The organism is Williamsia phyllosphaerae (genome assembly GCF_014635305.1).
Lineage (GTDB): Bacteria > Actinomycetota > Actinomycetes > Mycobacteriales > Mycobacteriaceae > Williamsia_A > Williamsia_A phyllosphaerae.
In genome coordinates this window covers 2,953,509-2,968,738 of the sequence record NZ_BMCS01000001.1, presented here as the reverse complement: position 1 = coordinate 2,968,738, position 15,230 = coordinate 2,953,509, and the positions used below count along the sequence as shown (strand labels likewise).

Annotated in this window: 14 protein-coding genes; 5 read left to right on the top strand and 9 right to left on the bottom strand. The window is 67.9% G+C overall.

Annotated elements, in window-relative coordinates:
• Positions 1-4: 4 nt before the first annotated feature.
• The 5 genes from pheS to infC all read right to left on the bottom strand — a co-directional run bounded on the left by pheS (position 5) and on the right by infC (position 3,335).
• Positions 5-1,048, bottom strand: coding sequence for a phenylalanine--tRNA ligase subunit alpha (gene pheS / locus IEV93_RS13855; RefSeq protein WP_188490243.1), 1,044 nt, complete (start codon positions 1,046-1,048; stop codon positions 5-7).
• Positions 1,049-1,140: 92 nt separating this feature from the next.
• The gene (locus IEV93_RS13850) at positions 1,141-1,962 is read right to left on the bottom strand and encodes a TrmH family RNA methyltransferase (RefSeq protein ID WP_188490242.1); all 822 of its coding nucleotides are present in this window, start codon (positions 1,960-1,962) and stop codon (positions 1,141-1,143) included.
• A gap of 32 nt (positions 1,963-1,994) precedes the next feature.
• Positions 1,995-2,375 carry a 50S ribosomal protein L20 gene (gene rplT / locus IEV93_RS13845; RefSeq protein WP_188490241.1) on the bottom strand — a complete coding sequence of 127 codons (381 nt, stop codon included), beginning with the start codon at positions 2,373-2,375 and terminating at the stop codon, positions 1,995-1,997.
• A gap of 69 nt (positions 2,376-2,444) precedes the next feature.
• Positions 2,445-2,639: a 50S ribosomal protein L35 gene (rpmI, locus tag IEV93_RS13840; protein ID WP_188490240.1), complete on the bottom strand. Its 195-nt coding sequence runs from the start codon at positions 2,637-2,639 to the stop codon at positions 2,445-2,447.
• Positions 2,640-2,744: 105 nt separating this feature from the next.
• On the bottom strand, positions 2,745-3,335 hold the full coding sequence (gene infC / locus IEV93_RS13835; protein WP_188490605.1) for a translation initiation factor IF-3: 591 nt from the start codon (positions 3,333-3,335) through the stop codon (positions 2,745-2,747).
• A gap of 369 nt (positions 3,336-3,704) precedes the next feature.
• Here infC and IEV93_RS13830 point away from each other — a divergent pair, with 369 nt between their 5' ends.
• The gene (locus IEV93_RS13830) at positions 3,705-4,070 is read left to right on the top strand and encodes a DUF1844 domain-containing protein (RefSeq protein WP_188490239.1); all 366 of its coding nucleotides are present in this window, start codon (positions 3,705-3,707) and stop codon (positions 4,068-4,070) included.
• Between the two features lie 7 nt (positions 4,071-4,077).
• On the opposite strand, the gene uvrA is transcribed toward IEV93_RS13830, so the two are convergent.
• Positions 4,078-7,056 carry an excinuclease ABC subunit UvrA gene (gene uvrA, locus IEV93_RS13825; RefSeq protein WP_188490238.1) on the bottom strand — a complete coding sequence of 993 codons (2,979 nt, stop codon included), beginning with the start codon at positions 7,054-7,056 and terminating at the stop codon, positions 4,078-4,080.
• An 8-nt stretch (positions 7,057-7,064) separates the two neighbouring features.
• Positions 7,065-7,217: a hypothetical protein gene (locus IEV93_RS13820; protein ID WP_188490237.1), complete on the bottom strand. Its 153-nt coding sequence runs from the start codon at positions 7,215-7,217 to the stop codon at positions 7,065-7,067.
• A gap of 72 nt (positions 7,218-7,289) precedes the next feature.
• Here IEV93_RS13820 and IEV93_RS13815 point away from each other — a divergent pair, with 72 nt between their 5' ends.
• From IEV93_RS13815 to IEV93_RS13805, 3 genes are all read left to right on the top strand, one after another.
• Entirely contained in the window at positions 7,290-7,973 is a 684-nt protein-coding gene (locus IEV93_RS13815) for an MBL fold metallo-hydrolase (protein ID WP_188490236.1), read from the top strand.
• Positions 7,974-8,087: 114 nt separating this feature from the next.
• A complete protein-coding gene (locus IEV93_RS13810; protein WP_188490235.1) occupies positions 8,088-9,323 on the top strand; it encodes a DoxX family protein in 1,236 nt (411 codons plus the stop codon).
• 78 nt (positions 9,324-9,401) lie between these two features.
• Positions 9,402-11,732, top strand: coding sequence for a HelD family protein (locus IEV93_RS13805; RefSeq protein ID WP_188490234.1), 2,331 nt, complete (start codon positions 9,402-9,404; stop codon positions 11,730-11,732).
• 45 nt (positions 11,733-11,777) lie between these two features.
• Here IEV93_RS13805 and IEV93_RS13800 read toward each other — a convergent pair whose 3' ends face one another.
• Both IEV93_RS13800 and uvrB read right to left on the bottom strand, forming a co-directional pair.
• Positions 11,778-12,230, bottom strand: a complete 453-nt coding sequence (locus IEV93_RS13800; protein WP_188490233.1) for a universal stress protein — start codon at positions 12,228-12,230, stop codon at positions 11,778-11,780.
• A 243-nt stretch (positions 12,231-12,473) separates the two neighbouring features.
• Positions 12,474-14,627, bottom strand: coding sequence for an excinuclease ABC subunit UvrB (gene uvrB, locus IEV93_RS13795; protein ID WP_188490232.1), 2,154 nt, complete (start codon positions 14,625-14,627; stop codon positions 12,474-12,476).
• A 66-nt stretch (positions 14,628-14,693) separates the two neighbouring features.
• On the opposite strand from uvrB, the gene IEV93_RS13790 reads away from it, so the two are divergent.
• A complete protein-coding gene (locus IEV93_RS13790; RefSeq protein ID WP_188490231.1) occupies positions 14,694-15,230 on the top strand; it encodes a ribonuclease FAU-1 family protein in 537 nt (178 codons plus the stop codon).

The following is a 15,230-nucleotide window of genomic DNA, read 5'->3' as shown; positions in this document are numbered from 1 at the left end:
GACGTCAGATCGCCGGGCCGAACGGCAGGGTGAACCGGACATCACCCTCGACCATGTCGCGCATGTCGGGCAGGTCGTTGCGGAACTGCAGGGTCCGTTCGAGACCCATCCCGAACGCGTACCCCGAGTACACCTCAGGGTCGATCCCGGCTGCCCGCAACACATTCGGGTTGACCATGCCGCAGCCGCCCCATTCCACCCATCCGGCGCCGCCCTTCTTGGCCGGGAACCACACGTCCACCTCGGCGGACGGCTCGGTGAACGGGAAGAAGTTCGGGCGCATGCGAGTGGTGGTGTCGGGCCCGAAGATCGCCTTGGCGAGGATCTCCAGGGTGCCGCGCAGGTTCGCCATCGTCAGACCCTTGTCCACCGCGAGCCCCTCCACCTGGTGGAACACCGGGGTGTGGGTGGAGTCCAGCTCATCGGTGCGGAACGTCCGACCCGGGCAGGCGACGTAGATCGGCAGATCGCGCGTCAACATCGACCGGACCTGCACGGGCGAGGTGTGCGTGCGCAGCACCTGGCGGGAACCCTCGGGGGCGATGTAGAACGTGTCCTGCATCGACCGCGCGGGGTGGTCGGGCAGGAAGTTGAGCGCATCGAAGTTGAACTGTTCGGTCTCGACCTCGGGCCCCTCGGCGATCTCCCACCCCATGGCGATGAACACGTCGGCGACCTGCTCGCCGATGACCGTGATCGGGTGGCGCGCACCCACCGGACGGCGGGCGCTCGGCAACGTCACGTCGATCGCCTCCTCGGCGAGGACGGCGGCGTCGCGTTCGGCGGTGAGCACGACGACGCGGTCGTCGTAGGCCTGCTGGGCGCGGGTGCGCACCACGTTGACCCGCTTACCCGCCTCGGCGCGTTCGTTCTTCGGCAGTTCGCCGAGCGCGCGGCGCGCGAGGGCGATCGCGGATCGGTCGCCGAGATGGTCGGTCTTCGCCTGGGCGAGCTGCGCCAGATCACCCGCGGCGGCGAACGCAGCGACGGCCGCATCGGCCGCGGTGTCCAGTGCGTGCTCGGTGGCCTCTGACGTATCGCTGCTCACGACGAACCCAGCTCCTCTTCTCTCGGACGGTGATCGGTTCTGACCTCGTGATGAGGGTACGTGGTCACGCGAACCCTTTATTGTCCGCTCGACTATCGAGCGCGTGGGCCCGAGTGCTGGGCACGGGCGCTCGAGTACAGACACATCGCGGCCGCGGCCGCGATGTTCAGGCTCTCGGCTCGTCCGCGGATCGGAATCGACACCCGGTGATCGGCGGTGGCCAGTACCTCGTCGGACAACCCGTGCGCCTCGTTGCCGAAGAGCCACGTCGCCCGCCCCGACAGAACGGTGTCGGCGTCGTCGAGCGACAGCTCACCGTCGGCTGCGGTCGCGAGCACGGCGAAACCGGCCGACCGGAGCACGCCGATGACCTCGACCGCGTCGGCTCGGCGGGCGACGGGGATGTGGAAGACGCTGCCCGCGCTGGCGCGCACGGCTTTCCCGTTGTGCGGATCGACTGCGGCCGCACCCACGAGGACCACACCGGCGCATCCCATGGCGTCCGCCGTACGGATGAGTGTGCCCGCGTTGCCGGGGTCGGCGATGTCGACGCCGACCGCGATGGTCGCCCTGGCGTCGGCGGCATCGATGATCTGCTCGAGCGATGCGTCGAGCAGATCGCAGACGGCGAAGATGCCGGGGCTGGTGGACGTGTCGGCCATCTTGTCCGCCGCGCGCGCCGTCACGGTCAGGATCTCGACCCCCGATGCCCGTGCGTCGTCCAGGATCATGGTGTGTCTGCTTTGTTCGTCCTCGCGGACCAGCAGGGTGCGGGCGACGTTCGAGTCGAGGGCCGCTCGCACCGAGTTGGCCCCCTCGACGAGGAACTCGCGCCGGTCCCGACGTTCACCGGCGCGGTGCAGTTTGGCAAACGAAACGACCCGCGTGGATCGCTCGGTGAGAGCGGCGTCCACAGCGGGTCGTCTGTGTGCAGATCGAGCGTCGATCAGGCTGCGGGCGCGTTGACGTCGTCGGGCAACGACTTCTTCGCGATCGCGACCAGGCCGGCGAAGGCCTCGGGATCGCTGACGGCGATCTCGGCGAGGATCTTGCGATCGACCTCGAGCTCGGCGATCTTCAGACCCTGGATGAAGCGGTTGTATGTGATGTCGTTCGCCCGGGCCGCGGCGTTGATACGCGAGATCCAGAGCTTGCGGAACTCACCCTTGCGGGCGCGGCGATCGCGGTACGCGTAGTTCAGCGAGTGGAGCTGCTGCTCCTTGGCCTTGCGGTAGAGCCGCGAGCGCTGCCCGCGGTAGCCCTTGGATGCCTCCAGGACCGAACGACGCTTCTTTTGGGCGTTCACTGCCCGTTTCACGCGTGCCACGTGGATTACCTCTAACTATGTCGAGACCGCGCTCAGGCGATCAGGTGGAACGATTGGGTGAGCGCTGGCTCAGATGTTCAGGAGCCGCTTGATGCGCGGGGCATCGACGTCGGCGACCACGGCGGTTCCGTCGAGACGACGGGTGCGCTTGGTGGGCTTGTGCTCCATCAGGTGGCGACGGTTCGCCTTCTGACGGACGATCTTGCCGCTGCCGGTCACCTTGAATCGCTTCGCGGTTCCCTTGTGCGTCTTTGCCTTCGGCATGTCTGTACTTCCTCTGTGCTCGATGCTGCCGCGCGCATGCCCTTCGACGTGCGCACGCATGTGCTGGTGGCGACCGGGAATCCCCGGGTCACCGACGAGCGATGACTACTCGGCCGGTGCGGAGTCCGCGGCGGGTGCCGACGTCCCCGGCTGCCGTGCCTCGGCCACCTTCGCCCGGGTCTTGGCGCCCTTGTGCGGGGCCAGGACCATCGTCATGTTGCGGCCGTCCTGCTTGGCCGATGTCTCGACGAAACCGAATTCACCCACGTCTGCGCCGAGGCGCTGCAGCAGGCGGTAACCGAGTTCGGGTCGCGACTGCTCGCGTCCGCGGAACATGATGGTCACCTTGACCTTGGATCCGGCTTCCAGGAAGCGGATCACATGGCCCTTCTTGGTCTCGTAGTCGTGGTCGTCGATCTTCGGCCGGAGCTTCTGCTCCTTGATGACCGTCATCTGCTGGTTACGACGAGACTCACGCAGCTTCTGGGCCGCCTCGTACTTGAACTTGCCGTAATCCATGATCTTGCACACCGGCGGACGGGCGTTGGGCGCCACTTCCACCAGGTCAAGATCGGCCTCGATGGCCAATCGCAAAGCGTCTTCAACACGCACGATGCCCACCTGCTCCGAATTCGGACCGACGAGTCGGACCTCGGGGACGCGGATGCGCTCGTTGATGCGGGTCTCTGTGCTGATGGGGCCTCCTCGTTAATGCCAATGGGTGCCGCGGCTCGCGCCACGGGTTCGCGCCTCGCACGGTCCCGTGAGGAACCGACGATGACCGATGCACGCGGAGGAAACACCCTGGTCAGCAGAAAGGGCCCTCGCGATGAGAACATCGACGGGGCCCGCTACTGACCGGTCGACACGCGACAGGCGCAACGCCTGCGTGCATGCCACCTCCAACGGGAGGCACCCGACCGGTATTCCTCGGCAGAGGGATCTCGATCGAGCGACCGGACCACACAACTTCCCGGCGAGGCCGGGTGTCGAGCGGTGGGAGCGGAACTCCACTTGCAAACCCCAGCTCTCACCGGGGCGGTCTGACATGGAAGTCTAACAGTCATGACGGAAAATCCACATTCCGCAGATCCGGACGTCGACGCGGAAAACGCCGACCTGCCGATTCGCGATCTCGCCGATGTCCCCGCCGTCGAGGTCATCACCAAGTCCATCGTGATGCTCATGAGCTCGGCCGCCGAGAAGTTGGGCCTGGCCGAGGACGGCGCCGACGTCGACCTCGACGAGGCGCGCAGTCTGATCACCGCGCTCGCCGGGTTGGTGACGGCGGCACTGCCCGATCTGGGCCTGCACGCCGCGCCGATACGCGACGGCCTCAAGAGCCTGCAACTCGCGTTCCGCGAGGCCAGCAGCATCCCGGACGCACCCGGCGCCGGTCCGGGCGAGAAACTCACCGGGCCGGTGCACTGACCCGGGTCTAGCCGACCGAGGCCTTCGACTTCGCGGCGCCGTTGCGCGATGACGCCGTCACCTTCTTGGGGGCGGCCTTCTTCGCCGGCGTCTTCTTGGCCGCGGTCTTCTTCGCCGCGCGTGCCGTCGTCGGGCTGACGATCTCCTTCAGGAAGCCACCGGTGTGGCTCTCCGGCACCGCCGCGATGTCCTCGGGTGTCCCCTCGGCCACGACCCGGCCACCACCGGAGCCGCCCTCGGGGCCCATGTCGATGACCCAGTCGGCGGTCTTGATGACGTCGAGGTTGTGCTCGATCACGATGACCGAGTTGCCTTTGTCGACCAGGCCGTTGATGACGAGCAGCAGCTTGCGGATGTCCTCGAAGTGCAGACCCGTGGTCGGCTCGTCGAGAACGTAGACGGTGCGTCCGGTCGACCGCTTCTGCAGCTCGGCGGACAGCTTCACGCGCTGCGCCTCACCACCGGAGAGTGTCGGCGCCGGCTGACCGAGACGCACGTAGCCGAGTCCGACCTCCACCAGTGTCTTGAGGTAGCGGTGGATCGAGGTGACCGGCTCGAAGAAGTCGGCCGCCTCGTCGATCGGCATGTCGAGCACCTCGGAGATGGTCTTGCCCTTGTAGTGCACCTCGAGGGTCTCGCGGTTGTACCGGGCGCCGTGGCAGACCTCGCACGGGACGTAGACGTCGGGCAGGAAGTTCATCTCGATCTTGATCGTGCCCTCACCGGTGCACGCCTCGCACCGACCGCCCTTGACGTTGAAGCTGAACCGGCCGGGCTGGTAACCGCGGACCTTGGCCTCGGTGGTGGCCGCGAACAGCGTGCGGATCTTGTCGAAGACGCCGGTGTAGGTGGCCGGGTTCGACCGCGGGGTGCGACCGATCGGCGACTGGTCGACCTGGACGAGCTTGTCGAGGTGGTCGAGGCCGGTGATGCGGGTGTGTCGCCCGGGCACCTGCCGGGCACCGTTGAGCTTGTTGGCCATCGTGGTCGCGAGGATGTCGTTGACCAGGGTCGACTTCCCCGATCCGGACACCCCGGTGACCGCAGTGAGCACTCCGAGCGGGAACGACACGTCGATTCCCTGCAGGTTGTGCTCCCGGGCCCCGACGACGGTGAGCTGGCGTTTGCGGTCGATCGGCCGCCGGATCTCCGGGATCGGCAGGCTCTCCCGACCGGACAGGTACGCCCCGGTCAGCGACTCCTCGTTGGCCAGCAGACCCTCGTAGCTGCCGCTGTGGACGACCCGGCCGCCGTGCTCGCCCGCGCGTGGTCCGATGTCGACGATCCAGTCGGCGGAGCGGATGGTGTCCTCGTCGTGCTCGACGACGATCAGGGTGTTGCCCAGGTTCCGTAGCCGGGTCAGTGTGTCGATCAGACGGCGGTTGTCGCGCTGGTGCAGGCCGATGGACGGCTCGTCGAGGACGTAGAGGACCCCCGCGAGTCCCGACCCGATCTGGGTGGCCAGGCGGATGCGTTGCGCCTCGCCACCGGACAGCGAACCGGCCGCGCGGGACAACGACAGGTACTCCAGACCGACGTCGAGCAGGAAGGTGATCCGCGCCTGGACCTCCTTGAGCACGCGGCCGGCGATCGCCGCCTCCCGGGCGCCCAGGGTCAGGTCGGAGAGGTAGTCGGCGCATTCGGCCACCGACAGCGCGCAGACCTCGGCGATCGACTTCTCGCCGAACCGCGGGTGGTCCAGGGTGACCGCGAGGATCTCCGGACGCAGCCGGGCACCCGAGCAGACCGGGCACGGGATGTCGCGCATGTAGCCCTCGTAGCGGTCCTTCATCTGCTCGGAGTCGGTCTGCTCCATCCGCCGGTGCAGGAACGACATCACGCCCTCGAACTCGGTGTAGTACGAGCGGGTGCGGCCGTAGCGGTTGCGGAACTTCACGTGGACCTGGTGGTCGCTGCCGTTGAGGATGGCGCGACGGATCTTGACCGGCAGACGGTTCCACGGGGTGTCGACGGAGAACCCCATCTGGTCGGCCAGACCGGACAGCAGGCGCAGGAAGTAGTCGGCGTTGTGCCCGGTCGACCACGGGGCGATCGCGCCGTCGGCCAACGACAGCTCGGGGTCGGGCACCACGAGGTCCTCGTCGACCTCCTTGCGGATGCCGAGTCCGTCGCAGTCGGGGCAGGCGCCGTACGGCGAGTTGAACGAGAACGAGCGCGGCTCGAGGTCGTCGATGGCGATGGGGTGCCCGTTCGGGCAGGCCATCCGCTCGGAGAAGCGGCGCTCCCGCTCGGGGTCGTTCTCCTCGAGGTCGACGAAGTCGAGGACGATCACGCCGTCGGCCAGGCGCAGTGCGGTCTCGACCGAGTCGGTGAGGCGTTGCTTGGCCGTGTGCTTGACCGCGAGACGGTCGACGACGACCTCGATGTCGTGCTTCTCCTGCTTCTTCAGGGTGGGCGGCGTGGCCAACGAGTGGACCACCCCGTCGACCCGCGCACGCGAGAAGCCCTGCGTCTGCAGGGACGCGAAGAGGTCGACGAACTCACCCTTGCGCGTGCGGACGACCGGCGCGAGGACCTGGAACCGGATGCCCTCCTCCATCGTCAACACCTGGTCGACGATCTGCTGCGGGGTCTGCTTGGCGATGGCCGATCCACACTCGGGGCAGTGCGCCTTGCCCGCGCGGGCGTAGAGCAGACGGAGGTAGTCGTAGACCTCGGTGATCGTCCCCACGGTCGAGCGCGGATTGCGGTTGGTCGACTTCTGGTCGATCGACACCGCCGGCGAGAGGCCCTCGATGAAGTCGACGTCGGGCTTGTCCATCTGACCGAGGAACTGGCGCGCGTAGGCCGACAGCGACTCGACATAGCGACGCTGCCCCTCGGCGAAGATCGTGTCGAACGCGAGGCTCGACTTGCCAGAGCCGGACAGGCCGGTGAAGACGATCAGGCTCTCCCGTGGCAGGTCGACGTCGATTCCACGCAGGTTGTGTTCCCGAGCTCCACGCACGATCAGGCGGTCTGCCACAGTTGTCCTCACTCCGCGTCGGCGACGACGCGATGGTTGACGGTTGGTGTCGGTGTACTCGCCGGCGACGGCGCTCGCGACGGGTGGGTGGTGTCGGGCCCGGTCACTGCGACGGACTCGGCAGCGGACGGACTCGACAGCGCACCGCGGGCTGCCTCCATCGTAAGTCCGCCCACCGACACTCTGATTCCGAGCCGGTCGACGGGCACCGGCCGGCCGGTAGCGTTGGCCCCATGAGCGCACCCGAGATCACCGTGACCGACACCTACACCGGCGACCTGTCCGAAACCGACGGTGCGCAGCGCCGATCGGTGTCGGGAGCGACGATCACCAAGATGTCGGTGGGGCCGATGGACAACAACGTCTACGTGGTGACCTGCACCGAGACGGGTGACCAACTCCTCATCGACGCCGCCAACGACGCCGACGACATCCTGGGTCTCGTCGAGGCCCTCCCCGGGACGCCGAGACTGATCTTCACGACCCATCAGCACTTCGACCACTGGCAGGCCCTGGCCGCGGTGCGCGAGGCGACGGGCGTGCCGACCGCCGCGGGCCGGATCGACGCACCGGAGATCCCGGTGGGCACCGACCGCCTGATCGACGACGGCGACACCATCGAGATCGGTGCGTTGCGGTTCTCCGCGATCCATCTCGTCGGCCACACCCCCGGGTCGATCGCGCTGGCGATGTCCGACGGCGAGCGGACCCACCTGTTCACCGGCGACAGCCTCTTCCCCGGCGGCGTCGGCAAGACCTGGCAGCCGGGTGACTTCGAGATCCTGCTCGACGACGTCAGCACCAAGCTGTTCGACCGCTTCGACGACGACACGATCGTCTATCCCGGTCACGGTCTGGACACGACCATCGGTACCGAACGTCCCCAGCTGGGGCAATGGCGCGAACGCGGTTGGTGAACGCCGCCGCGCCGTCCACACCCGCCGGGGTCAGCCGGTAACCTCGGAGCGGCCCTGTGACACACCGTCGTCGTCCCCGACGACGGCAGGGTCAATGACCCGAGGAGGCCATCAGTGTTGATCCGCCGAATTGCCCGCCCGATGCTCGCGAGCGTGTTCGTCGCATCGGGCATCAATGCTTTGCGAAACCCCGAGCAGCTTGCCGAAACCGCGCAGCCGTTCGTCAAGAAGGCACAAGAGGTCCTTCCCGACGAGGTGGTCGAACCCATCCCGTCCGACACCGTCACATTGGTCCGTATCAACGGGGCGATCCAGCTCGGTGGCGGCGTCCTGCTCGCCACCGGGAAGTTCCCGCGCTTCGCCGCTCTGGGTCTCGCCGGCTCGATTGTCCCGACAACGCTTGCCGGGCATGACTTCTGGACCAAGACCGATCCGCAGGAGCGGCAGTACCACCAGACCCAGTTCCTCAAGAACCTGAGCCTGCTCGGCGGCCTGCTCATCACCGCGGTCGACACCGAGGGCAAGCCCTCGGTGGCGTGGCGGTCGCGCAAGGCGGTCGAGCACGCCTCGGACGCCGTCAGCGCGGCACTGCCGTTCGGCGGCGACAGCAGCAGCGACACCTTCGAGCACCTGCGTTCGGCCGCGGCCGACCGTGCGAGCCAGGTCGCCGAGATCGCCAAGGACCGCGGACCGGTCGTCCTCGAGGCAGCCAAGGAACGGGCCACCCCGCTGGCCGAGGCCGCCGTCGAGCGCGGTTCGAAGCTGGCCGAGGTCGCCAAGGACAAGGCGACCCCGTACGCCGAGGCCGCCGCCGAACGCGGGTCCGAGCTGGGCGAGAAGGCCGCCAAGGTCGCTCGCAAGCGCGCCGAGAAGGCACGCAAGGTCGCCCGCAAGGAAGGCAACAAGGCAGCCAAGAAGGCCCGCAAGCGTGGGTCGGAGATCGCCGACCTCGCAGCCAAGCGGGGCTCGGAGCTCGCCGACACCGCACGCGAGCGTGGCCTCGAGCTCGCCGAGACGGCCCGCGACCGCGGCGCCGACTACGCCGACACCGCGGCCGATCGCGGATCCAAGCTGGCCGGCAAGGCCTCCAAGCGCGGGTCCGTCTTCGCCGACGAGGCGCAGAAGCGTGGTGCGGAGTTCCTCGAGCAAGCCCGTGAGCGGAGCCTCGAGTTCGCCGACACCGCCAAGGACCGCGCGCCCGAGCTCGCCGACACCGCCCGCAGCCGTGCAGCGGACTGGGCGTCGACTGCCGAGGCCCGGGGCCAGAAGCTCTCCAAGCGTGCGCAGAAGCGCGCCCAGAAGGCTGCGGTCAAGCAGGCCGTGCAGGCTGCGATCAGCAACGTCAAGTAGTCCCACGAGGTCCGTGGCGGGCGTCGAGCACGCCCGCCACGGACGTCGTATCCCCCATGGAAGGCTCCTGATCCACCCATGACCCGGACGCGGGAGACCGCCCCCCTGCCCGACCGGGACGACACCGGTCGCAACGATGAGTCCGATTCCCCCATCTCGGCCGAGCAATCCCATCTCGACGTCATCTACGCACGTCTCGATCGCATGCGGCGATCGACCGGAAACCGCCTGCAGACCGCGCTCCGCGAGTCCGGCGGAACCCCCCAGGCCCGCTCCGAACGTGAGTCGTACGAGCGCATGTACCACGACGATCTCACCAAATACGATGCGGCCGAACACAACCTCTACTTCGGGCGACTCGATCTCGACGACGGTGAGACGCGCACCATCGGTCGCATCGGCATCCTCGACGACGACAAGAACGACTCGACGCTGCTGCTCGACTGGCGTGCACCGCTGTCGCGGCCGTTCTACCTCGCCACCCCCGCCGCTCCGGACTCCGTCGCGGTGCGTCGTCACATCCGGACGCGCAACCGTCGGGTGACGGCGGTCAACGACGAGCGCCTCGACGCCGGTGACATCGACGCCGCCTCGCGCGGCGACGTCGTCAACGAGGCCGCGCTGATCGGTGCGCTCAACGCCGCACGCACCGGCGAGATGGTCGACATCGTCGAGACCATCCAGCGCGAGCAGGACCTGATCATCCGGTCCACCCACCGTGGCGTGACCGTCGTGCAGGGCGGCCCGGGGACCGGCAAGACCGCCGTGGCCCTGCACCGCGCCGCCTATCTGCTCTACACACACCGCGACACCCTCTCTCGCAGCGGCGTCCTGATCATCGGACCCAATGACGACTTCCTGCGCTACATCGGGCAGGTGCTCCCCTCGCTCGGTGAGACCGGTGTCCTGTTGTCGACGGTCGGGGCGCTCTATCCCGGCGTCGTGGCCACGCGGGTCGACGATCGAACCGGTGCCGCGGTCAAGGGCGATCTGCGGATGATCGAGGTCCTCAAGAACGCTGTCCGCGAGACGCAGTCGCTCCCCTCGGAGACGGTGACCGTCCGATTCGACGGCTATCCCCTCGAGATCGACCGGGACCTGGTCCGGCGGGCCCGGGGCCGCGCGCGGTCCAGTCGTCGCGCACACAACCAGGCCCGTCCGCTGTTCCTGCGCGCCGCGCTCGACGAACTGGCACAGCAGCACGCGCGGCGGATCGGGTCGAGCACGATCGACGGTTCGCAGCTGCTCAGCGCGGGCGACGTCGCCGACATCCGTGACGAGATGGAGTCCGACACCGACATCCTCACGGCGCTGGCCCGTTTCTGGCCGCACCTCACCCCTGACCGGTTGCTGCACGACTTCCTCTCCGACACCGCCCGCATCCGGACGGTGACACGCGGCTGGAGCGCCACCGATCGCGACGCGCTGCACCGCAGCACCGGCGCCCGGGGCGGCTTCACCGAGAGTGACGTCCCGCTGCTCGACGAGCTGGCCGAGATCATCGGCTACGACACCGCCGACGACGAACGCTCCGAACAGGCGCGGTGGCGTAAGCAGTTGGCCGACGCCCAGGACGCACTCGACATCCTGACCGGTTCGGCCCCGCAGGATCTCGAGGACGAGCTCGACCCCGAGATCCTGATGGCCTACGACCTCATCGACGCCGAACAGCTGGCCGCGCGACAGACCCAACGACACAGCCAGACCACCGCCGAGCGTGCGCACGGTGACCGCACCTGGGCGTTCGGGCACGTGATCGTCGACGAGGCGCAGGAGATCTCGGCGATGGGATGGCGGATGATCATGCGCCGCATCCCCAATCGGTGGATGACGATCATCGGCGACACCGCCCAGACCGGGGACCCCGCGGGCACGACATCGTGGGGATCGGTCCTCGAGCCCTACGTCGCCCGACGCTGGCAACAGCACGACCTGACGGTCAACTACCGGACGCCGGCCGAGATCATGTCGGTCGCCGCGGATGTCCTGGCCCAGATCGATCCCGGCCGATCCGCGCCCACCTCGATCCGGCATTCCGAGGTGCCCCCTCGCGCGGTGCGGGTGACCCCGAACCGGTTGGCCGACGCGGCGGTCTCCGCGGCGACCGGGGACGGACAGGGGGCGGTCGACGACGGTGTCACCGCCATCATCGCCCCGGATGCCGAGGTCGCCGCGGTGACCGCCCGCGCGGAGGAGATCGGTGGAGCCGCCGGCGGCGTGCGGGTGCTCACCGTGACGCAGTGCAAGGGGCTCGAGTTCGACCGGACCGTGGTGGTCGAGCCGGCGTCGATCGTCGACCAGTCACCGCGGGGGCTCAACGACCTCTACGTGGCCCTGACGCGGGCGACACAGCGGCTCACCGTGGTTCATTCGGCGGACCTGCCGAACGCACTCGCCGCGCTCGGCTGAGAGCCGAACGCGGCGAGGGTGTCGTGCGGGGGTGCCCGCGAGGGTCTAGACCGTGTGGACGATCAGGACGTCGCAGGCAGACTTGCGGGCGACATCGGCGGGGACGGATCCCAGCAGACGTCCGGCGATCGAGTTGAGTCCCTTGTTGCCGACGACCAGCAGGTCGGCCTTCATGTCGCCGACGAGCTGCAGCAGCGCGTCGACGGGGGCACCCTTGATGGGACGGGTGTTCACGTTGGCGGTGTTGGCGCCGGCGCGAGTGGCGCGCTCGCGCGCGGTGCGCAGGATCTCGTCGGTGGGCGCCGTCCCGTGCACCTGGTAGGCCTCGTCCTTGAGGACGTCGGACACCGAGTTCACGTCGCGACCCTCATGCGGGAAGAACGCGCAGGCGATGACCAGTTTGGCGGTGTCCCCAGCGATGGCGCCGGCACGTTCGACCGCCTTGAGTGACGACTCCGAACCGTCCGTTCCGACGACAACTGTCTGGTACGCGCTCATCCATTCCTCCGTTTGTGTCGACGACTTCGTCGTCATGTTTAGGTGACCTCGTGCCACCGTGGGATCCCACGACGGCGTCGTCACCCGAGTTTCTCAGACAACGCTGTGGCGACGATCAACTGCGATGGAGGACACCGTGTGTCAAGGGGTCACACCGCAGCTTCGATTGCCGCCACTGAACTGGGACAATAGTTGCACAAATGCGTTCTTGTCCGTCGATCGTGGGTATCGCCACACCGGGTGTCACCGGATGCCTGCGGCGTCCATTCCGCGCAGTTCCTTCTTCAGGTCCGAGATCTCGTCGCGCAGACGCCCCGCCAGCTCGAACTGGAGGTCGCGCGCCGCGTTCATCATCTGCGCACTCAGCGCGGCGATGAGATCGGCCAGTTCGGCCCGCGGCATCGCCGACACGTCGCGCTTCTCGATGACACCGGCGCTGAACGACTTGCCACCCTCGCCGGGCGCCCGGCGACCACGGCTCGCGTTGCGACCGGACCCACCGATCTCCACCTGCTCCTCGGCCTCCTTGTAGACCTGGTCGAGGATGTCGGCGATCTTCTTGCGTAGCGGCTTCGGGTCGACACCGGCGGCCTTGTTGTAGGCGACCTGCTTCTCCCGTCGACGGTCGGTCTCGTCGATCGCGTTGCGCATCGAGTCGGTGATCTTGTCGGCGTACATGTGCACCTCGCCGGAGACGTTGCGGGCCGCGCGCCCGATCGTCTGGATGAGGCTGGTGGTGCTCCGCAGGAACCCCTCCTTGTCCGCGTCGAGGATCGCGACGAGCGACACCTCCGGCAGGTCGAGACCCTCACGGAGGAGGTTGATGCCGACCAGGACGTCGTAGTCACCGGTGCGCAACTGCCGCAGCAGTTCGACGCGACGCAGGGTGTCGACCTCGGAGTGCAGGTAGCGGACGCGGATGCCGAGTTCGAGCAGGTAATCGGTGAGGTCCTCGGACATCTTCTTCGTCAGCGTGGTGACCAGGACACGTTCGTCCCGCTCGCTGCGCAGCTTGATCTCGTGGACGAGGTCGTCGATCTGTCCCTTGGTGGGCTTGACGACCACCTGCGGGTCGACCAGGCCGGTCGGACGGATGACCTGCTCCACGAACTCGCCGTTGGACTGGCCGAGTTCGTAGGGGCCCGGTGTCGCCGACAGGTAGACGGTCTGACCGACGCGGTCGACGAACTCGTCCCACGTCAGCGGTCGGTTGTCGACCGCGGACGGCAGCCGGAAACCGAAATCGACCAGGTTGCGCTTACGCGACATGTCGCCCTCGTACATGCCGCCGATCTGCGGCACGGTCACGTGGGACTCGTCGATGACCATCAGGAAGTCGTCCGGGAAGTAGTCGATGAGAGTCGCCGGGGCGGTCCCCGGTCCGCGACCGTCGATGTGGCGGGAGTAGTTCTCGATGCCCGAGCAGAACCCGACCTGTCGCATCATCTCCAGGTCGTAGGAGGTCCGCATCCGCAGGCGCTGGGCCTCGAGGAGCTTGCCCTTGCCCTCGAGTTCGGCCAGACGGGCCTCGAGTTCCTCCTCGATGCTGGTCATGGCGCGTTCCATGCGCTCGGGCCCGGCGACGTAGTGCGTGGCCGGGAAGATCCGCAGCGTGTCGACCTGACGGATGATGTCGCCGGTGAGCGGGTGCAGGTAGTACAGCGCCTCGACCTCGTCGCCGAAGAACTCGATACGGACCGCCAGCTCCTCGTAGGACGGGATGATCTCGACCGTGTCGCCCCGGACGCGGAAACTGCCGCGGACGAAGCTCATGTCGTTGCGGGTGTACTGCACGTCGACCAGCAACCGCAGCAGCGCATCGCGATCGACCTCCTGGCCGACGTCGAGGTGCACCGAGCGGTCGAGGTAGGACTGCGGGGTGCCGAGACCGTAGATGCACGACACCGACGCCACCACCACCACGTCGCGACGTGACAGCAGGCTCGACGTCGCCGAGTGCCGGAGCCGCTCCACGTCGTCGTTGATCGAGGAGTCCTTCTCGATGTAGGTGTCGGTCTGCGCGATGTACGCCTCGGGCTGGTAGTAGTCGTAGTAGGAGACGAAGTACTCGACCGCGTTGTTGGGCAACATGTCCCGCAGCTCGTTGGCGAGCTGGGCGGCCAGCGTCTTGTTCGGCGCCATGACCAGGGTGGGCCGCTGGACCTTCTCGATCAGCCACGCGGTGGTCGCCGATTTACCCGTACCGGTGGCGCCGAGCAGGACGATGTCACGCTCGCCCGCCTGCAGCCGACGTTCGAGGTCGGCGATCGCCGTCGGCTGGTCGCCCGCCGGGGTGTGTTCGCTGACCACCTCGAACTTCGACTCCGAGCGTTCGATCTCGCCCACGGGCCGGTGTTCGGAGTGGGCGACGATGGGGTGTTCTGCCGCAAAAGCCATGTACCCAGAGTAGGCGCGGGGTACGACAGGGGCCGGGCGACGCCCGACCGCACTAGTGTCCTCGCCATGGCGGCGTCGGAACCACCCCCACCCCACCCGCCCAAACGTGAGGTCTTCGACGTGCGGGCGATGACCAACACCGACAACAAGGGGTTCGTCCGACCGGTCGAGACCTACACCGAGACCGACTTCGGCCTGTACATGTCGCGGACAGCCGATCATCCCCGGTTCCATCACCTCGAGTCGTGGTTGTTGCCCGGGCACGGGCTGCGGGTCAGCATCTTCCACTTCGTGGCGGGCCACGACACCGGGCAGCGGCTCTACCTCGATGTGGGCCGGTTCTCCGGTCCCGACGAACGCGGGCGCTGGCACGCCGAGGACTGGTACCTGGACCTGATCGACGTCCCCGGACGACCCCTCGAGCTCGTCGACGTCGACGAACTCCTCGAGGCGCACCACGCCGGGCTCCTCACCGGCGACGCGTCGGTGCGGGCGGTGGCGATCGCCACCCGCACCCTGGTGGGTGCGGCCGAGCACGGCCATGACGTGACCGCCTGGCTCGAGTCCACGGGGGCGCCGCTGTCCTGGGAGTCCGGCCGCTGA